The 17,924-nt window shown below is 65.5% G+C and carries 16 protein-coding genes and 1 tRNA gene; 5 read left to right on the plus strand and 12 right to left on the minus strand.

The window, feature by feature from the left end; genetic code table 11:
• Positions 1 to 19 precede the first annotated feature (19 nt).
• The 3 genes from AO501_RS16860 to AO501_RS37290 all read right to left on the minus strand — a co-directional run bounded on the left by AO501_RS16860 (position 20) and on the right by AO501_RS37290 (position 1,550).
• A complete protein-coding gene (locus AO501_RS16860) occupies positions 20 to 484 on the minus strand; it encodes an META domain-containing protein (protein ID WP_055578782.1) in 465 nt (154 codons plus the stop codon).
• 199 nt (positions 485 to 683) lie between these two features.
• Entirely contained in the window at positions 684 to 1,280 is a 597-nt protein-coding gene (locus AO501_RS16865; RefSeq protein ID WP_156452616.1) for a DUF2510 domain-containing protein, read from the minus strand.
• A gap of 24 nt (positions 1,281 to 1,304) precedes the next feature.
• On the minus strand, positions 1,305 to 1,550 hold the full coding sequence (locus AO501_RS37290; protein ID WP_156452617.1) for a hypothetical protein: 246 nt from the start codon (positions 1,548 to 1,550) through the stop codon (positions 1,305 to 1,307).
• A 115-nt stretch (positions 1,551 to 1,665) separates the two neighbouring features.
• Between AO501_RS37290 and AO501_RS16870 the strand changes: the two genes are divergently transcribed.
• Positions 1,666 to 2,175: a hypothetical protein gene (locus AO501_RS16870; protein ID WP_156452618.1), complete on the plus strand. Its 510-nt coding sequence runs from the start codon at positions 1,666 to 1,668 to the stop codon at positions 2,173 to 2,175.
• Positions 2,176 to 2,184: 9 nt separating this feature from the next.
• On the opposite strand, the gene AO501_RS16875 is transcribed toward AO501_RS16870, so the two are convergent.
• Together AO501_RS16875 and AO501_RS16880 are read right to left on the minus strand one after the other, a co-directional pair.
• On the minus strand, positions 2,185 to 3,657 hold the full coding sequence (locus AO501_RS16875) for a SulP family inorganic anion transporter (RefSeq protein WP_055578785.1): 1,473 nt from the start codon (positions 3,655 to 3,657) through the stop codon (positions 2,185 to 2,187).
• A 294-nt stretch (positions 3,658 to 3,951) separates the two neighbouring features.
• On the minus strand, positions 3,952 to 4,977 hold the full coding sequence (locus AO501_RS16880; protein ID WP_055578786.1) for an NAD(P)H-dependent glycerol-3-phosphate dehydrogenase: 1,026 nt from the start codon (positions 4,975 to 4,977) through the stop codon (positions 3,952 to 3,954).
• 142 nt (positions 4,978 to 5,119) lie between these two features.
• Between AO501_RS16880 and AO501_RS16885 the strand changes: the two genes are divergently transcribed.
• The gene (locus AO501_RS16885; protein WP_055578787.1) at positions 5,120 to 6,517 is read left to right on the plus strand and encodes a trypsin-like peptidase domain-containing protein; all 1,398 of its coding nucleotides are present in this window, start codon (positions 5,120 to 5,122) and stop codon (positions 6,515 to 6,517) included.
• Here the strand turns inward: AO501_RS16885 and AO501_RS16890 are convergent.
• A complete protein-coding gene (locus AO501_RS16890; protein ID WP_055578788.1) occupies positions 6,514 to 7,989 on the minus strand; it encodes a flavin-containing monooxygenase in 1,476 nt (491 codons plus the stop codon). The two genes, AO501_RS16885 and AO501_RS16890, sit on opposite strands and share 4 nt — an antisense overlap.
• 62 nt (positions 7,990 to 8,051) lie before the next feature.
• A complete protein-coding gene (locus tag AO501_RS16895) occupies positions 8,052 to 8,543 on the minus strand; it encodes a YajQ family cyclic di-GMP-binding protein (protein WP_055578789.1) in 492 nt (163 codons plus the stop codon).
• Positions 8,544 to 8,610: 67 nt separating this feature from the next.
• Between AO501_RS16895 and AO501_RS16900 the strand changes: the two genes are divergently transcribed.
• Positions 8,611 to 8,694 (plus strand) — tRNA-Tyr (locus AO501_RS16900).
• 117 nt (positions 8,695 to 8,811) lie between these two features.
• Here the strand turns inward: AO501_RS16900 and AO501_RS16905 are convergent.
• Positions 8,812 to 9,069 (minus strand): hypothetical protein, encoded by a 258-nt coding sequence (locus AO501_RS16905; RefSeq protein ID WP_055578790.1) that lies wholly within the window; start codon positions 9,067 to 9,069, stop codon positions 8,812 to 8,814.
• Between the two features lie 393 nt (positions 9,070 to 9,462).
• Here AO501_RS16905 and AO501_RS16910 point away from each other — a divergent pair, with 393 nt between their 5' ends.
• Positions 9,463 to 11,280 carry an AMP-dependent synthetase/ligase gene (locus AO501_RS16910; RefSeq protein WP_055578791.1) on the plus strand — a complete coding sequence of 606 codons (1,818 nt, stop codon included), beginning with the start codon at positions 9,463 to 9,465 and terminating at the stop codon, positions 11,278 to 11,280.
• Positions 11,281 to 11,284: 4 nt separating this feature from the next.
• Here the strand turns inward: AO501_RS16910 and AO501_RS16915 are convergent, their stop codons facing one another.
• Both AO501_RS16915 and AO501_RS16920 read right to left on the minus strand, forming a co-directional pair.
• Positions 11,285 to 12,217, minus strand: coding sequence for an LLM class F420-dependent oxidoreductase (locus AO501_RS16915; RefSeq protein WP_055578792.1), 933 nt, complete (start codon positions 12,215 to 12,217; stop codon positions 11,285 to 11,287).
• 51 nt (positions 12,218 to 12,268) lie between these two features.
• Positions 12,269 to 13,246 (minus strand): YihY/virulence factor BrkB family protein, encoded by a 978-nt coding sequence (locus AO501_RS16920; RefSeq protein WP_055578793.1) that lies wholly within the window; start codon positions 13,244 to 13,246, stop codon positions 12,269 to 12,271.
• Positions 13,247 to 13,376: 130 nt separating this feature from the next.
• On the opposite strand from AO501_RS16920, the gene AO501_RS16925 reads away from it, so the two are divergent.
• On the plus strand, positions 13,377 to 15,488 hold the full coding sequence (locus tag AO501_RS16925) for a catalase (RefSeq protein ID WP_055578794.1): 2,112 nt from the start codon (positions 13,377 to 13,379) through the stop codon (positions 15,486 to 15,488).
• 2 nt (positions 15,489 to 15,490) lie between these two features.
• On the opposite strand, the gene AO501_RS16930 is transcribed toward AO501_RS16925, so the two are convergent.
• Together AO501_RS16930 and AO501_RS16935 are read right to left on the minus strand one after the other, a co-directional pair.
• Entirely contained in the window at positions 15,491 to 17,059 is a 1,569-nt protein-coding gene (locus AO501_RS16930; RefSeq protein ID WP_055578795.1) for a long-chain-fatty-acid--CoA ligase, read from the minus strand.
• 40 nt (positions 17,060 to 17,099) lie between these two features.
• The gene (locus AO501_RS16935; protein WP_055578796.1) at positions 17,100 to 17,903 is read right to left on the minus strand and encodes a mycofactocin-coupled SDR family oxidoreductase; all 804 of its coding nucleotides are present in this window, start codon (positions 17,901 to 17,903) and stop codon (positions 17,100 to 17,102) included.
• Positions 17,904 to 17,924: the final 21 nt, after the last annotated feature.

The raw sequence follows: 17,924 nt of genomic DNA on the forward strand, positions 1-17,924 counted from the left end.
GCCGCCGCGGTCTGGCAAATCACGTCACCGCTGTCAGGCGTGCGAGCACAGTCCCGTCGGACGCGAACAACTCGAGGCCGCCCGGAGGATTGGCCATTCGACCGGAACGCTTAAGGGTTTGCTGGACAGCCATTTCCACCGCCATGACGTCAGGACCACACATCATTTTCGTGTACGAGAGATCGGAAAAACTCAGATCTGTCCCGCTCGAAACGTAGCGCCCGGAGAACTGATTGCAGCCTGTATCGCCGGTCGCCGCGCCATCGGCGGAGAATGCCAACGTCGGCTGGACGGCCGTGGGGGGCGCCGCGCCCATGATCTCGACGAAGCGCCATGAGGTACCGGCGATCATCGACGGCGGAGGGTCCTGCGGCAATATGGTCCTCGACCCGCTCTGCGCCGGCATGCCCAGTGCCACAGCGCAATTGAACGCGAGGAGAGTCGTTACGATCGCCGCGGTCGATAATGCGCGAACCATGGTCATTTCCCTCGGTCCTGTTGGATGCGGGTCCTTGAGCAGCCGCGGAGGGCTACGTTGCCGGGTCGGGGTGGCGCTCGGGAAGGGCCTTTCGGCCTGCGGTGAAGAGTATTAAGGCCCGCGCCGGGGTGGGCGTTCGACGACCAACCGTGCGGTGGGCGTTGCGAAAATCTCTGCATCGGAACGAAGTTCGGACGATAGCCGGTCAGTAGCCGGTGACGGCTTCACGCTGTGCGCGGCGCCTTCTGGCAAGCACAGCGACGGACAGGGCGGTGATCACCGCACCGCAGCAGGCGAACGAAAGGCCGGAGAACAGATAGGCAATCGGGGTGCCCATGTCGTCGCCGTTGCCCACGGACAAGAGGCCGAGGAGGCACCCGGCCAATCCCACCACGACCGTCGAGACCCCCGTGATGACGCTGTACAGCGGGTGAGACTCCGGTCTGACCAGGGCAAGAATTCCCAGGATCAACGCCGCCACACAGAGCGCCAGAACGGTCAGAAAGTAAGTGCGCCACAAGGTGTCCACCAATGCGGGGGCGTGTGCCCGGCGCGTAGGCACATCGGGTAACGCGCCGGCATGGAAATATCCGAATATCAGCGCGAACAGGATCAGCGAGATTCCCTGCGCGATGCTGACGGGTGATGCCTTGGCCGTCACTGCACGCGTGCGTTTATCGGCCACACTGCGCGTGTCGATGCCGCCCGGCGGCACGAAGGCCCCCCAATCATGGCCGTCCCAATATCGGGACCCTGCCGCCCCGGACGGATCCGGGTACCACCCTGGCTCTGACCGCGTCATCTGCACTTCCGCTGTGTGTCCGGTTCAGCCGCGAACGGAGGTGACCGCGGTTGTTCTGTTGGGCACGCTCAAGGCAGTGCTGAGTGAGGTGAGCCACGACGTGATCGAGGAGTAGATGCTCGTGAGGCTGGGCGTGGCCGCTGGTGGTTGCTGGGGAGCATTGGCGCCGGAGTTGCCGCAGGCGGCAGATGTCCCTACGACACCCATGGCGATGAGTGCGGCTGCCCCGGCCGTAGCGGCGAGGCGGCGGGCTAAGAATTCTGATCTCATGGCATTCCCTTCATCCGCGATGTGGGCAATCGTCCCCGCACTTTGCGGTCCGGACTAGAACCGAAAGTCCTTTGGCGTCGTTGCCGGTACGCTGGCCACCCATGAAAAGAGGGGTATGACGACGCCGTCGCCAGCACCCGACGGCCGGGCCCGCAGGAGGCTCCGAACCTGGATCCGGGCAGTTGCCGCCGTGGGTCTTCTCGTCGTCGCGGCCGTGGCCGTCGGAGTGATAGCCACCCACCGCGAACGGGCGGCTTTGACACCCGGCGGTACGGCAAGGTCACAACTCGTCGATCTCGCTTTGCCGCCAGGCTCGAAGCTGATCGATTCCTCGCGGACGAACGAATGGGACGCGAGCGAGTTCTGGGAGCTGGCATTGCCGTTCGACCGGGAAGTGGCAGCGCTCCGCAGCCAGTTGCCCATCGGTCGTGATCTTCAAGGACTGCGCTGGTGCCTGGAGGACACCAACGACGGCGTCGGTTATGTCTACTGGAGGTGGGGTGACGCACCGACCAGGAGGATGATTGTCGTCGAGGTGTTCCGGCTCTTCAGCCCGCTTCAGAAGCGCGGCGGTGTGAACATCCTCAAGACGGCCAGTACGCCGGACCCTTGCGCCAAGGGGTAGGCGCGGAACTCAGACGGCGGGTTCGGGCGCGGTCCCTCCCACTACCGATGCGACCTGCGTTCCCGGTGAGTGTCCCCGCTCCAGCACGCCGTCGATGTGAACTTGGCCGCCGTTGGCCAGGTGCTGCTGCTGCCAGTCGGTAATCGCTTGATGCGCAGCATGATCGAGGTAAGTGACCGCGATGTGCAGGGTGACGGTGCTGCCGCGGGGTATCGAGGCCAGCACGCGGGTCAGCCGCGGCAGGCTGAGGAAGGTGCAGGCTCCCTCTATGGTGACGCGCCACTGATCGCCGTCGGCAGCGGCCTGCACCTTGGCCCGGATGACCCGCCATCCGGTCATCGCGATGGCCAGGGCCAGCCCGATCAGGACGCCGTGCAGGAGGTTGAGGAAGACGACGGCGACGATGGTCACCAGATAGATCGCGAAATCGCCGGTCTTGACCGCGGTTTCGATGTGCGCCGGTTGTAACAGCTGAATTCCGATCACAATCAGCAGCCCGGCCAGCGCGGCGCTGGGTATCTGTTCGATCAGGCCCGCGAAGGGCAGCGCGAACAGCAGGATCCAGAACCCGTGCAGGATCGTCGAGGCGCTGGTTTTGGCCCCCGCCTTGATATTTGCCGAGCTGCGCACGATGACTCCGGCGATCGGCAGGCCGCCGATGGCGCCCGAGACGATGTTGGAGGCGCCCTGGCCGATCAACTCGCGGTCGAGGTTGGTGCGCGGCCCGGTGTGCATCCGGTCGGTGGCGACCGCCGTCAACAGGCTCTGCACGCTCGTGATCAGCGTGACGGTGATGATGCCGACCACCACAGCCCCCCAGTTGCCGTGCGGTATCGAGGGCAACTGCAGCGCGTCGATCACGGAGCCTTCCAGCGTGATACGTGAGACGGTGAACGGAAACACCACCGAGATCACCGTCACGACCACGATGGCGACCAGTGGGCCGGGAATGGCGGCCAGCTTCGCCGGGGCCCACCGCCACGCGACCATGATCGCGATCACCAGCAGGCCGAGGAAGAGTCCGGGCCGGTGAGCGCCGAGGATCTGGGCAGGCAGTTCCACCACGTTGACCCAGGCCGAGCTGTGCGACTCTCCACCCAACAGCACATGCGTCTGCTGCAGCGCGATGGTGATCCCGATGCCGGCCAACATCGCGTGCACCACCACCGGCGAAATCGCAAGCGCCGCACGGGCAACGCGGCTGAGCCCCAACAGCACCTGCATGAGGCCCGCGACAGCGGTGATGAAGCATGTTAGACCCCAGCCGAATTCGGCTATCAGATCGGCGACGATCACCGTGAGGCCGGCGGCCGGGCCGCTCACCTGCAGTGGCGACCCACCCAGTGCGCCGCCGACGATACCGCCGACGATCGCGGCGATCAGACCGGCGAGCACCGGCGCGTCGGAGGCGATCGCGATGCCCAGCGACAAGGGAAGTGCCACCAGGAAAACTACCAGTGACGCCGGCAGGTCGTGTTGCATGACGGCCCGCAGTCGACCTGTTCGCGAGGGGACCCCGATTTCGTCGATCAACGGATGCTCCCTCGTCAGATGTAGCGGGGGACAATGCGACATCCGCCCCGGGTCAGCCGTAACGCTCTGACGCACAAGCGAATACGGACTGACCCGAAACACCGGTGTTTCGGGCGGCCCGCATGACGACCTTTGAAAGACGGTATGGGGGGCGGCTGGCACCGGCAACCGGACGCGCTGGGTGCATAGCGAACGCAAATTTTCTATGCGCCGCACCTGATCAGCGCCTGATGGAGCCTGGGGTCAGAACCCGGAGCCGTGCACCTCGTGTCCGGGTTCCTCGGCGGCCAGGCCACTGTAAGCCTGCTCGACGGTCGAGCCGTGGTTGATCACGGCGTCGACCTCGCGTGCGATAGGCATGTTCAAACCGAACTCCTCAGCGAATTCCATGATCACACTGGCGGCCTTGACGCCCTCGGCCACCTGGTTCATCGAGGCGATGATCTCGTCGATGGGCTTGCCGGCGCCCAGCTGTTCGCCGACGTGGCGGTTGCGGCTGCGCTGGCTGGTGCACGTGACGATCAGGTCGCCGAGACCGGCCAGGCCGGGGAAGGTCTCGGCGTTGCCGCCCATCGCCACCCCGAGCTTGGTCATCTCGCGCAGCGCCCGGGCGATCACCAGTGCCCGGGTGTTCTCGCCGATGCCCAGCGAATAGCCCATCCCGACGGCGATGGCGAAGACGTTCTTGAGCGCTCCGGCCATCTCCACGCCGATCACGTCGTCGGTGGTGTAGACGCGGAAACGCCGGGTGCGGAACATGTGCGACAGCCGGGTGGCCAGGTGTTGGTCCGGCATGGCCAGCACCGCGGCCGCGGCGTACCCCTCGGCGACCTCACGCGCGATGTTCGGTCCGGCCAGAATTCCGGCGGGATGCCCGGGCAGGATCTCCTCGATGATCTGGGACATCCGCATGTTGGTGCCCTGTTCGAGCCCCTTCACCAGGGAGACCACCGGCACCCACGGCCGCAGTTCCTTGGCCAGCTCGGTCAGCACTCCGCGGAAGCCGTGCGACGGCACGCCCATGACCAGAACGTCCGCGCAATTGGCGGCTTCGGCGAAGTCGGTAGTGGCGCGCAGCGAGTTGCTCAGCGCTACCTCGTTGCCGAGGTAGCGGCTGTTGCGGTGATTCTCGTTGATGTCCTTGGCCGTTTCCTCCGACCGCACCCACTGCAGCGTCGGTCCGCGGCGCGCGCAGATTGAGGCGACCGTGGTGCCCCAGGAACCGCCACCGAGGACAACGACATTGGGTTCGCGCTTCTCAGCTGCCATGAACGCCAGCCTATTGCGGCGGCTTCTGAATACCAACGACCGAATACCAATGACCGGATACCAACGACCGGATACCAACGACCCACGGGCAGAGGACTTCGGGCCCTTCCCGCAGAGGCGCCGACACCGGGAAGCTGACGGAGTGACCCTGTGCCGAGCAATGCTTGCCGCAGCCGCGCTCGTCGTTTCGGTGTCGTGGCCCGCCACCGCGGTGGCCGATGGTGGTCGACCGCAGGCCAATGCCGAACAGATTGCAGCGGCACGGATACGGCCGGCCGTCATGTTTCTCGGTGTCGAGGCGTACGGCATGGTCAGGTTGCCCGATGGGAAGACGCTGTCGTTCTTCGGCGAAGGATCCAACGCCCCGTTCGTCACCACCTGGAACTGCACCGGATTCGTCGTCAACCCCGACGGCTGGGTCGCCACCGCCGGGCACTGCGCCGATCCGGATACGGCGAAGGAGCAGATACTCAAACGGGCGGTCAGCGAGTACCAGGCCCAATATCCGGACGCGCCGGTCAGCCAGGATCCGCTGGCGACGCTGGATTGGCTGGCGAAGAATGCGCGGGTGGAGGGCACCTTGCCGGGCCAGGGGCCGCAGGTGAACCTGACGCTGATCTACGGCACCGGGACGAAGATCGCTGAGAAGATGCCTGCCTCCGTCGTGGACTTCAAGCCGCTCGGCAAAGGTGACGTGGCCCTGCTGAAGGTTGACAAACACAATCTGCCGTCGTCCGAACTCACCACCGACTCCGCGGTCAGCATCGGCACACCCGTGCTGGCCGTCGGTTACGCCGAACCCACTGCAAGGCTGACCGGCCGGTCGCTCGACCCGACCAACAAGAGCGGCAAGGTGAGCAAGAAGTCGAACGTGAAATCGAGCCCGGTCTACGAGATCGACGCCGCCGTCGCCGAGGGCATGAGCGGCGGCCCGACCGTGGATCTCAGCGGAAAGGTGATCGGCGTCAACAGTTTCGGGCCCGCCGGCGAACCGCAGCCGTTCAACTTCATCGCACCCGCGGACACCCTCGCGACGATGCTGGCCGCCAAGGCCGTCAAGCCCGCGCTCGGGCCGGCCGATCAGGCCTACCGCCGCGGACTCAGTCATTACTACGAGGGCCGCTACAGCGATGCGATCGCCGACTTCGACCTGGCCCTGACGCTGTCGCCCGACTATCCCGGCGCCGCCGATCTCAAGACCAGTGCGGCCAATCTCCGCCAGCAGTACGGTGACGTCTCGGTGTTCGAGCGGTCAAACCTGTTGTGGTACATCGCAGCTGGTGCCTTGCTGGTTCTGCTGGTCGGCGGCTGGGTGAGTCTTCTGGTGGTCCGGAATCGGCGCCAGCGCGGCGCCGAAGAAGAATCCTCCGAACCGGACGACGAAGACGCCGCCGACGACACGGTGCGCCCGCTGGAACTCGTCCCTGCTGCCGGCACCGACGAACCGCACTTCTGCGCCAACTGCGGCGCGCAACATCACCACACCGAGAAGTTCTGCCCGAACTGCGGCAAGAAGATCTCGCTGGGGGCGTCCGCCTAACCCGCCAGGGCGGCGCGGTCCGCGACCCGGCCGAACTCCATGGCCTCGTCGATGCGGTCGAACCGGTATTCAATGGCGTCGGCGAAATAGTTCTGCCGCACGTTCCAGGGCCGTTTGGTGCCCGACTTGGGCAGCGCGTGCAGCGCCCGCTTGACGTAGCCGGCCTGAATGTCCCACGCCGGCTTCTCGGTCATCGGCTGATCACCGAGGTGCGGGCTGGCGTGGGTGTAGCCGTGCTCGGCCATGTAGGCCAGCAGCTTGGCGGTCGCCCGCGCGGTCATATCCGCCCGCAAGGTCCACGAGGCATTCGTATAGCCGACGCACCAGAACAGGTTGGGGACGTCCTCGAGCATGTGCGCCTTGTAGACGAAGCGGTCCCTCGGGTTGATCTCCACGCCGTCGATGCTGATGGCGGCGCCGCCGAGGGCCTGCAATTGCAGGCCGGTGGCGGTGACGATGACGTCGGCGTCCAGATGCCGCCCGGATTTCAGGGCGATGCCGGCGGCGTCGAAATGGTCGATGTGATCGGTGACCACCTCGGCGCGACCGTCGGCCACGACCTGGTAGAGGTCGGCGTCCGGGATCAGGCACAGCCGCTGGTCCCACGGGTTGTAGCGGGGCTTGAAGTGGGTGTCGACGTCGTAGCCCGCCGGCAGATTCTGCACCGCTTTGCGGCGCAGCAGCCACTTGATCAGCGGCGGCGTCTTGCGTGACAGGAACCACAGCACGCCCTCCATCAGCGCGTTGTAGAACCGGATGGTCAGGTGAGCAAGCCTGCGGGGCAACAACTTTCGGCTGAGCCAGGCGACCTTGCTGTACTTGGACGACGAGATCAGGTACGTCGGCGAACGCTGCAGCATGACCACCTTGCCGGCTTTTTCGGCCATCGCCGGAATCAGCGTCACCGCGGTCGCGCCGCTGCCGATCACAACGACGTTCTTGCCCGTGTAGTCAAGGTCCTCGGGCCAGTGCTGCGGATGCACGACGGTGCCGCCGAACTGGTCGATGCCGGGGAAGTCGGGGGTGTAACCCGCGTCGTAGTCGTAGTAGCCGCTGCCGAAGAACGCGAACCTGCTGCGGCACTGCCTGGTGACGCCGTCCTGCTCGTAGCGGACGGTCCAGGTATCAGTGGCCGAGTCCCAGTTCGCGCCCCGGACGTGGCTGCGGAACCGGATGTGCTTGTCGATGCCGTACTTGCGGGCCATGGCGGTCAGGTACTCGCGGATGTGTTCGCCGTCGGCGACGCCTTCTTCGCGGGTCCACGGCTCGAAGGGGAAGCTGAGCGTAAAGATGCTGCTGTCCGAGCGCACCCCCGGGTACCGGAACAGGTCCCAGGTGCCGCCGATCCGCTCCCGCCGCTCCAGGATCAGGTAGGACAAGCCCGGGTTGCGCTCGAGGATGCGATAGGCCGCCCCGAGGCCCGAGATGCCGGCGCCGACGATGAGGACGTCGACGTAATCCGTCTCGGTCATCGTGAACCTCGCTTCCTCTTCGAGACGTTGAGTTCGAGACGTTGAGCCTGCGCTCAGGGCGGCTACCGGTAGTTCACAAACTGCAGCGCGACATCGAGGTCGGCCTGCTTGAGCATCGAGATGACGGTTTGCAGGTCGTCGCGCTTCTTGCTGGTCACCCTGACCTCGTCGCCCTGGATCTGGGTCTTGACGGTTTTGGGCCCCTCATCGCGGATGAGCTTGGTGATCTTCTTGGCGTTCTCACTGCTGATGCCCTGCTTGAGTGTTCCGCTCAGCTTGTAGGTCTTGCCGGAGGCCTGCGGCTCGCCGGCCTCGAACGACTTCAGAGAGATGTCGCGGCGGATCAGCTTCTCCTTGAAGACGTCGAGCGCGGCCTTGACCCGTTCTTCGGTGGACGAGGTCAGCTCGATGCCTTCCTCGCCCTTCCACGCGATCTTGGTGTCGGTGCCGCGGAAGTCGAAGCGCGTGGACAGTTCCTTGGCGGCCTGGTTGAGCGCGTTGTCGACTTCCTGCCGGTCGATCTTGCTGACGATGTCGAACGAGGAGTCCGCCATGCGTTGCGTCCTTTCTCAGTGCTGCCCGTTTGTGAACTGTCTACCCCGTCGTTGTACCCTGCTAGGCGGCAGGTTGCCCGAGCGGCCAATGGGAGCGGACTGTAAATCCGTCGCGAAAGCTACACTGGTTCGAATCCAGTACCTGCCACCACAGCTCAGAGGCTATTTCCCGCCGCGCGAGTAGTCCGGGCCACCGCCTCGGAGGTGGCCGGCACCGCGGCCAGGGCATCCCGCCGAGCAGCGCTGGTGAGACGACGGAAGCACGTCGCTAGACGATCGTCTCCACCCATTTCATCAGCATCAGGACGAGAAACGTGAGGATTGCCAAGACGATGCCCGCGGCGATCGCGAGGCATCCCAGCACGACGCCCGCGATCGCGACGCCAGCCTTGTCGGCTTCGCCGCGCCGGACTCTTTTGAGGGCAGCGCCCCCGGTCGCCACTGCGACTATGCCCAGAATCGCCCCGCCGAATATCGGCCAGCCCGTTCCCAGCGCAAAGGCCACCGCGTCCGTCAGCAGGGCCATGACCGCGGCGATAATCGAAGCCGTGCCCGGGCCGTTCTTCGGGGCGGTGCGGGGCGCAGTGCAGCCTGAGGACTGTGGAGGCGGATATCCCGTTGTGCTGCAGGGGTTCTCAGGCCCGTCCCGGGAATCGCTCATGATCTGCACTCTCCAATGACCACCCTCGGTCGTCATCAGCCGCCCGCCCCGACTGTGCGCCCTCAACGCGCCGCTCTACTAGGGCCTTTCGGCCCCGAATGACGCCGCCCCGGTCGCACAGCTCGGGTATCGCCCCCAATAGAAGCGGTTTCCGCTCATCCGAGATCGTGGCCGTTTAGCGTTGGTGACCCATGCAGCATCTGGAAATGCTTGGCGGAGCTCGCATACTTCTCATTGAGAGAAGTGACAAGGAGAGGGATGACAGTGTCGTCGGTAACCGCTGAACCCAAGACGTCGTCGAACCTGGCTTCGATGTTCTTTGATCGAGTCGCCGTTTCCACCGATAAAGAGGCGTTTCGGCAACTGCATGACGGCCGCTGGGTGTCGATCACCTGGCAGGAGACCGCCGACCGGGTGCGGGAACTCGCGGCGGCCTTGCTCGCGTCGGGCATCGAACCGGAACAGCGCGTCGCCATCATGGCGGGCACCCGGTACGAGTGGATCCTGGCCGACCTCGCCGTGATGTGCGCCGGTGCGGCGACGACGACCGTCTACCCCAGCACGCACGCGGCGGACGCCACCTACATCGTGGCTGACTCGGAATCGCAGATCGTCTTCGCCGAGGACGCATCACAGGTCGCCAAACTCGCCGACAATCGCGGCGACCTGCCGGACGTACGGCTGGTGGTGGTCATGGACGGGGAGGGTGACGGGGACTGGGTCATCACTTTCGACGAATTCGCCCGCCGCGGCGCCGCTCACCTACAGGAACACCCGACATCCGTCACCGACGCCGCAGCCACGGTGACCAGCGAATCGCTCGCCACGCTCATCTACACGTCGGGCACCACCGGACGCCCGAAGGGGGTTCGCCTCGCGCACCGGTCATGGACCTCGGCGGCGGAGTTCATCCGCAACGAGGAACTCCTGGGCGAGGACGACCTGCACGTGTTGTGGCTGCCGCTGGCCCACTCGTTCGGCAAGGTGCTGCTCGCCAGCCAGCTCGCGTGCGGTTTCGTCAGCGCTGTCGATGGGCGCGTGGACAAGATCGTCGAGAACATGGGCGTCGTGAAGCCGACGTTCATGGCCGCGGTTCCGCGCATCTTCGAGAAGGCGCATGCGCGGATCGTGATGACGAGCCAGGAAGGCGGCGGCATCAAGGCCCGGTTGTTCGAGCAGGCCTTCCGGGTTGGCCTGGACGTCAGCCGCCGGCGCCGTGACGGCAAGCCGGTGCCGCTGCCGCTACGGCTGCAGCAGCAGCTGTTCGACCGCCTGGTGTTCAGCAAGGTGCGCGCGGTCTTCGGCGGCCGGCTGCGGTTCTTCGTCTCCGGGTCCGCGCCGCTGAACCGCGAGATCGCCGAGTGGTTCCTCGCTGCCGGGGTGCTGGTGCTGGAAGGCTACGGGCTCACCGAATCCGCGGGGGCCGGGTTCATCAACCGTCCCGACAACTACAAGCTGGGCACCGTCGGGTTGCCGTTCGACGGCACCGGGGTGCGCATCGGTGACAACGGCGAGGTGCAGCTGCACGGCCCGCTGGTGATGACGGGCTACCACCACTTGCCCGACAAGACCGAGGAGGCGATGACGAAGGACGGATGGCTTCGCACCGGCGACCGCGGCAGCCTCGATTCCGACGGGTTCCTCACCATCACCGGCCGCATCAAGGAGTTGTTCAAGACCTCCGGTGGCAAGTACGTCGCGCCGCCGGCCATCGAAGCGAAGTTCATGGCGCTGTGCCCCTACGCCAGCCAATTCATCGTGTTCGGCGAAGCGCGCAACTACTGTGTCGCGCTGATCGCCCTGGACGGTGACGCGCTGACGAAATGGGCTGAAGAGCAAGGGATCTCGGAAGGATCGTTCGCCGAGCTCACCCGCAACGCCCAGGTCCGCGAGTTGGTCGACGGCTACGTGCAGCAGTTGAACAGCGAACTCAACCGCTGGGAGACGATCAAGAAGTGGGAGCTGATTGACCACGAATTATCAGTCGACACAGGGGAATTGACACCTTCGCTGAAGCTCAAGCGGGCGGTGGTGGAGCAGAACAATAAGCAGGTCATCGACGGGTTCTACACCTGACCACTCACCGCAACTGCGGCATCACTTCACTCGCCAGCAGTTCCAGATGCGCCAGGTCGGACATGTCGAGCAGCTGCGCGTATACCCGCCGCACTCCCAACTCCCCCCACGGGCCCAGCTTGTCGACGATCTCGCCAGGCGTGCCGACCAGCGGACTGTTGGACCGCATCTCGTCGACCTCCCGGCCGATCACCGCAGCCCGACGGGACACCTCGGCCTCGTCGCGGCCGGCGCACAGCACGAAGGCGCTGGAATAGACGATCGAGTCCGCGGCCCGCCCGGCCGCGGCGACCGCGTCGGCCACCCGCTCGAACTGCGTACGCACGACGTCGATCGTCGCGAAGGGCACATTGAATTCGGCCGCGTACTGTGCCGCGAGAGCCGGGGTGCGTTTGGCCCCGGTGCCGCCGATCACGATCGGCGGATGCGGGTTCTGTACCGGCTTGGGCAGCCCCGGTGAGTCGGCGATCGTGTAGTGCTCGCCCGCGTAGTCGAATGTCTCACCTTTCGGTGTGGTCCACAGCCCCGTGATGATGGCGAGCTGCTCGCTGAGCCGGTCGAAACGTTCGCGCACCGACGGAAATGGGATCCCGTAGGCCCGGTGCTCCGATTCGAACCAACCGCTGCCCAAGCCGAATTCGACACGGCCGCCGCTCATTTCGTCGACCTGTGCTACCGCGATCGCCAGCGGCCCGGGGTAACGGAACGTCGCCGAGGTCACCAGTGTGCCCAACCGGATGCGTGACGTCTCGCGGGCGATCGCGCCCAGCGTCACCCAGGAGTCGGTTGGCCCCGGCCCCCCGTCACCGCTCATGGCCAGAAAGTGATCAGAGCGGAAGAACGCGTCGAAGCCGAGATCTTCGGCGGCTCGCGCAACTGCTGACTGGTCGGCGTAGGTGGCCCCTTGCTGTGGCTCGACGAAAGCGCGGAAGTCCATGGGTTCCTTCGGTAACTCATTGCACCGCAACGTGATAGCGGCACGGTCGATTCAGGATACGCCAGTGGGCTTGCGGTTGGAATCGGTGAATCGGACGCTGACGCGCTGAAAGCGCTTGACGCGTTCGGCTTTGGCTTTTCTGGTGTAGGTCTTGCGGTCGGCCGGCGTGAGATCCGCGTCGTCGGTGAACGGGGTCAGCAACGAACGCGGATGCAACCCTTCGACCAGCACCACGTTGATCTCGGCGCACAGCACCAGCGTCGAGGACACCAGGAACAGGAACGCCAGCATGCCCAGCACCAGTGCGAACACACTGTTGGTGGCGCTGGAGGACTTCACCACGTGCCCGATGTACCCGGCCCCGAACCATTGCAGAATCTGCCAGACGATGGCCGCCGCGATCGCTCCCGGCAACACCTGGCGGTAGGTCAGTTCGCGCGCCGTGGTCACCCGGAAGGCCACCAGGCAGATGCCTGCGTTGATGGCCACCGCGACCAGAGCGATGCCGATCCTGCCGAATGGGCCCAACGTGCTGGTCACGTGCGCGATCGCCGACAGCAGGGTGGTGGCGATGGCCGCCGAGCCGAGCACCAACAGCAGTAGGAAGCTGCGCACCCGTGACCGGATCGGGTCGGGGCGCTCGTGCCGCGGTACCGCCCACACCGAATCCATGGCGTTCTGCAGCGCCTGTCCCACGCCCAGACCACCATAGAGCGCGCCGACTATGCCTACCGCCACTGCTCCGGCCCCGCCGCTGAGTCCTTCTGGTTGATGTAGCTGGCTGCCGATGACCGGGAACTGACTCAACGTGCTTTGCAGCACTTCTGCCTGCAGGTCGGGCCTACCGGCCAGCAGCACCCCAAGGCCGGTGGTCAACAGCAACAACAAAGGGAACAGCGAGACAAACGCGTAGTAGGTGATCAGCGCGGCAAGATAACCGCCCTGATCGTCGAGGTATTTGTAGATCACCGCAATGGTCACACCCACGGTGCGATTGCGTTGCTGCAATCTGTCCAGCCAGCCGACCATCGCCGCTCACTTCACGCTCACCAATGAAACACGCTGAGAAATACCCGAAACCACGAAAGGTCAATCTCTGCTTAGGGCGTCGAGTTCGGGGTACCCCGCGAAATCCACGTCCCAGCATTTCGGAGTAGCCATGCCACCGCGCCGCCAGCCCGACCAGACCGCCCCCAAGCGAACGAGCCCGACCGGCAACACCAACGGTGAGGCCGGAGATTACGACGTCCGCGCCCAGGGCGGCCAGTATCTGACCACCGCTCAGGGCCTGCGCCTTCCCGACACCGACCACTCGCTGAAAGCCGGTAGCCGCGGGCCCAGTCTGCTCGAGGACTTCCACCTGCGCGAGAAGATCACCCACTTCGACCACGAGCGCATTCCCGAGCGCGTCGTGCATGCCCGCGGTGCGGCCGCGCACGGTGTGTTCGAGTCCTACGGCACCGCCTCATCGGTCACCAGGGCCGGGTTTCTTGCGCGCAAGGGCAAGAAGACCGAGGTGTTCTGCCGATTCTCGACGGTGCTGGGCTCGCGGGGGTCGGCCGACACCGTTCGCGACACCCGGGGGTTCGCGGTCAAGTTCTACACCGATGAAGGCAATTTCGACTTGGTGGGCAACAACATTCCGGTGTTCTTCATCCAGGACGGCATCAAGTTCCCCGACGTCGTCCATGCGGCGAAGCCCCATCCCGACCGTGAGATCCCGCAGGCCCAGTCCGCGCACGACACCTTCTGGGATTTCGTCTCGCTGCATACCGAAGCCACGCATCACGTGCTGTGGAACATGAGCGACCGTGGCATTCCGCGTTCCTACCGCACGATGGAAGGGTTCGGCGTCCACACCTTCCGGCTGGTGAACAGGAAGGGCAAGACGAGCCTGGTCAAGTTCCACTGGAAGCCGGTGGCCGGCGTGCATTCCCAGGTCTGGGAAGAGGCGCAGATCACCGCCGGCGTCGATCCCGACTTTCACCGCCGGGACATGGCCGATGGCATCGAGGCGGGCGCCCCGCTCGAATACGAGCTCGGCATCCAGGTCATGCCGGACGACGGCACCGACAGCTTCCAGGGCATCGACCTGCTGGACCCGACCAAGCTGGTGCCCGAGGAGATGGTGCCGGTGCAGCTGATCGGCAAATTGACCCTGAATGCCAACCCGACCAACTTCTTCGCCGAAACCGAACAGGTCGCGTTCCATCTCGGCAACCTGGTTCCCGGTATAGAACCGACCAACGACCCGCTGCTGCAGGCCCGCCTGTTCTCGTACCTGGACACGCAGCTCACCCGTCTCGGTGGCCCGAATTTCACCCAGTTGCCGATCAACCGGCCGCACTGCCCGGTCAACGACATGCTGCGTGACGGTATGCACCAGACCGCGATTCACACCGGCCAGGCGCCCTACCGCCCCAACAGCATCGATGACGGGGAGCCGTTGGTGGCCGGCGCCGACGAAGGCGGTTATGTGCAGACGCCGCGGCAGGTGCAGGGGCCGACGGTGCGGGAGAACCCGTCCTCGTTCGAGGATCACTTCACCCAGCCGGCGATGTTCTACCGCAGTCTGTCCGCGGTCGAGCAGGCGCATGTCATCGAAGCGTTCACGTTCGAGCTCGGCAAGTGCTACGAGCAGTCCATCAAGGAACGCCAACTCGAAGTCCTGGCCAATGTCGACGTCGATCTGTGCAAGCAGGTCGCCATCGGGCTCGGCCTGCCCGCGCCCAAGGGCAACCCGCCCAAAGACGTTGTGCTGTCGCCGTCTTTGTCGCAGGTGGTAGAGATCCCCGGCCCGATCGACGGCCGCAAGGTCGGCATCATCGCCGGAGCGGACTCCGACCTCGGCGGCGTCGCCAAACTCGTCGACGCCGTCCTCGGGCTCAGCGCGACGCCGTTGGTGACCGCGCCTGTCGGCGGTGTCCTGAAGTCCGGCCGGCGCAGCGTGATCGTCGAACGGACCCTGCTGACCACGCGATCCATCGAGTTCGACGCGGTGGTGGTCGCCGGCGGAACCAAGCCCACCAACGACCTGAAGCTGGTTCTGTTGTTGCAGGAGGCTTTCCGGCATTGCAAACCGATAGCCGCGTGGGGTGACGGGACGGCTGCGCTGAGGGCCGCGGGCATCCCGCTGGACGCACCAGGCGTCCTGGTCGCCGACAAGATGGACCGCAAGTTCACCACTGCGCTGGCAAAAGCCGTTGGCCTGCATCGGGTGTGGGAGCGGGCCGTCGACGTGATGGCCTCCGAGGTGGCGCCGGCGCGCTGACCTCACACGGTCGCGCGGTCGCGGCCCTCCCAGTAGGGCTTGCGCAGCTCCTTCTTGAGGATCTTGCCGGTGGGGTTGCGTGGTAGCTCGTCGGCGAAGTCAATGGATTTCGGACACTTGTAGGCGGCCAGTCGCTCGCGGGCGAAAGCGATGATCTCCTCCGCGGTGGCCTCGCCCTCAAGCGCCACAACGGCTTTCACCACTTCACCCCATTTGTCGTCGGGCACGCCGATGACCGCGACCTCCACGACTGCCGGGTGCTCGGCCAATACCTGCTCGACTTCGATCGAGTAGATGTTCTCGCCGCCCGAGATGATCATGTCCTTCAGCCGGTCCTCGACGAAGATGTATCCGCCGTCGTCGACGCGGCCGATGTCGCCGGTGCGGAACCACCCGTCCTCGGTGATCGACTCGGCGGTTGCCTCGGGCCTGTTGTGGTACCCCTTCATCAATTGCGGTGAGCGGAACCACAATTCGCCCTGCTCGCCGGTCGGGACGTCCTGGAGCGTGTAGGGGTCGACGACACGCACCTCTGCGCCCGGCACCAGCGTGCCCGCGCTGCTGAGCCGCTCCGGCCGGTCGGTGGCGCGGTGGGCCTCGGGGAGCAGGTGACTGATCACCCCGCACAGTTCGGTCAGGCCGTACGCCTGGATGAAGTCGGTGTTCGGCCACGCCTCCAGGGCTGCGCGCAGCAGCGGCAGCGGCATCGGTGACGCGCCGTACGAGTAGGTCTTGAGCGCACCGAACAGTTTCACCGCGTCCTCGCCGGACTCCAGTACCTTGGCCAACACCGCCGGCACCAGGAACGTTCTGTTGGCGCCCTTGAGGATTGCGCCGGCCAGTGTCATGCCGTCGACGTCGCGCGTCATCACGCTCGGCACTCCGTCGTGAATACCGAACTGTACGTAGGACGATCCACCGACGTGGAACAGTGGCATCGACACCATGCTCTTGTCGCCCGGGTCGAAGTCGAAGCCCTCGTGTGCGTTGAGCGTGTGCGCGATCATATTGGCCTGCGTCAGCTGCACGCCCTTGGGGCGCCCGGTGGTGCCCGAGGAGTACATGATGATGCACACGTCATCGGGGTCGACGTCGTCGGCGCGTCCCACCGGTGTCGACCCGGCCAGCAGCGCTTCGTATTCGTCGCCGTCGCCGCCTTCGGGCGTCACCGTGATGATGTGCTCGACGTTGGTGAGGTCGCCGCGGATCTTGTCGATGCTCGGCTTCAGCTCGGCACCCACGATCAGGACTTTGGCTCCCGAATCGTTGAGGACATAGTCGAGTTCGTCGGCCGCCAGCCGGAAGTTGATGATCGCGTTGGCCGCGCCCAGCGATGCGGCGGCAATGGTCAACTCGACACACGCGGGATGGTTCTTGTCCAGGAAAGCCACCACGTCGCCGCGCTTGACGCCGAACGCCGAGAGAGCCCCGGCCAACCGGCGCACTCTGTCGTTCCACTGCGCCCAGGTCCAGTTCCGATCCAGATAGTCGATCGCCTCGTCGTCGGGCTTGGTCGCTGCCCAGTGGGCGAGGCGGTCGTCGAGAAAGCGGGGGTCAGCTAGGTCAGGCATGCGAAGAGCCTTCCATGTCGGGTGCCTACTGAGAAGCACATCAGTGGATACGGGCGCTGCCGCCCAGTCCTACCTCCAGCACGCTGCCCGTGATAACCCCGGGGTCGGTGACCAGGTACACGACACCGCGGCTGACGTCCTCGGGCTGAAGCCACGGCTGCGGTATCGGGTTGGCCCTCGTCATGCGGCGTACCAGATCGTCGGGAACGTCATCGCCTCCGGCGGGCTGCACCATCGGCGTCTGCGTTGTGGTCGGGCAGATGACGTTGACCGTGATGCCCTCCTTCGCCACCTCCAGGGCGACGGACTTCGCGAGCCCGATGATGCCCCATTTGGTGGCGTTGTACGCGGCGAGATCCGGGATCCCCATCCGGCCGCCCATCGAGGACGTCACCACGATCCTGCCGAATCGCTGCCGCCGCATCACCGGGATGACGGCCCGCAGGGTGTGGAAAACGCCGGTCAGGTTGGTGTCGATGAGTTGCTGCCACACCTGGTCGCTGACCTGGTCCAGCGGTCCAGTGCTGACGATGCCGGCGTTGGCCACGACGATGTCGAGGCTGCCCAGGTCGGCGACCGTCTGCTCGACCGCGGCGGCGACCTGGGCGGAGTCGCGCACGTCGACGGCAATCGGCAGGCAGCGCCGTCCTGACTCCTCGACGAGTTTGGCCGTGTCGCGCAAATCGTCCTCGGTACCGAGCGGGTAGGTGAGGTCGGTCATGGGGCCGGGCGCGTCGGCGACGACGACGTCCGCCCCTTCCGCTGCCAGCGCCACCGCGTGCGCGCGGCCCTGACCCCGAGCCCCTCCGGTGATCAACGCAACCCGGCCATCCAAAGCACCCATAGCCCAGACGTTAGCCCCCGG

The organism is Mycobacterium gordonae, from assembly GCF_001417955.2.
GTDB lineage: Bacteria > Actinomycetota > Actinomycetes > Mycobacteriales > Mycobacteriaceae > Mycobacterium > Mycobacterium gordonae_B.

What these genes read in the sequence shown, in the direction of transcription:
- AO501_RS16860 (WP_055578782.1), bottom strand. Translation starts at nt 484, where the DNA reads ATGACCATGGTTCGCGCATTATCGACCGCGGCGATCGTAACGACTCTC.
- AO501_RS16865 (WP_156452616.1), bottom strand. Translation starts at nt 1,280, where the DNA reads ATGACGCGGTCAGAGCCAGGGTGGTACCCGGATCCGTCCGGGGCGGCA.
- AO501_RS37290 (WP_156452617.1), bottom strand. Translation starts at nt 1,550, where the DNA reads ATGAGATCAGAATTCTTAGCCCGCCGCCTCGCCGCTACGGCCGGGGCA.
- AO501_RS16870 (WP_156452618.1), top strand. Translation starts at nt 1,666, where the DNA reads ATGACGACGCCGTCGCCAGCACCCGACGGCCGGGCCCGCAGGAGGCTC.
- AO501_RS16875 (WP_055578785.1), bottom strand. Translation starts at nt 3,657, where the DNA reads ATGCAACACGACCTGCCGGCGTCACTGGTAGTTTTCCTGGTGGCACTT.
- AO501_RS16880 (WP_055578786.1), bottom strand. Translation starts at nt 4,977, where the DNA reads ATGGCAGCTGAGAAGCGCGAACCCAATGTCGTTGTCCTCGGTGGCGGT.
- AO501_RS16890 (WP_055578788.1), bottom strand. Translation starts at nt 7,989, where the DNA reads ATGACCGAGACGGATTACGTCGACGTCCTCATCGTCGGCGCCGGCATC.
- AO501_RS16895 (WP_055578789.1), bottom strand. Translation starts at nt 8,543, where the DNA reads ATGGCGGACTCCTCGTTCGACATCGTCAGCAAGATCGACCGGCAGGAA.
- AO501_RS16905 (WP_055578790.1), bottom strand. Translation starts at nt 9,069, where the DNA reads ATGGCCCTGCTGACGGACGCGGTGGCCTTTGCGCTGGGAACGGGCTGG.
- AO501_RS16910 (WP_055578791.1), top strand. Translation starts at nt 9,463, where the DNA reads ATGACAGTGTCGTCGGTAACCGCTGAACCCAAGACGTCGTCGAACCTG.
- AO501_RS16915 (WP_055578792.1), bottom strand. Translation starts at nt 12,217, where the DNA reads ATGGACTTCCGCGCTTTCGTCGAGCCACAGCAAGGGGCCACCTACGCC.
- AO501_RS16920 (WP_055578793.1), bottom strand. Translation starts at nt 13,246, where the DNA reads ATGGTCGGCTGGCTGGACAGATTGCAGCAACGCAATCGCACCGTGGGT.
- AO501_RS16925 (WP_055578794.1), top strand. Translation starts at nt 13,377, where the DNA reads ATGCCACCGCGCCGCCAGCCCGACCAGACCGCCCCCAAGCGAACGAGC.
- AO501_RS16930 (WP_055578795.1), bottom strand. Translation starts at nt 17,059, where the DNA reads ATGCCTGACCTAGCTGACCCCCGCTTTCTCGACGACCGCCTCGCCCAC.
- AO501_RS16935 (WP_055578796.1), bottom strand. Translation starts at nt 17,903, where the DNA reads ATGGGTGCTTTGGATGGCCGGGTTGCGTTGATCACCGGAGGGGCTCGG.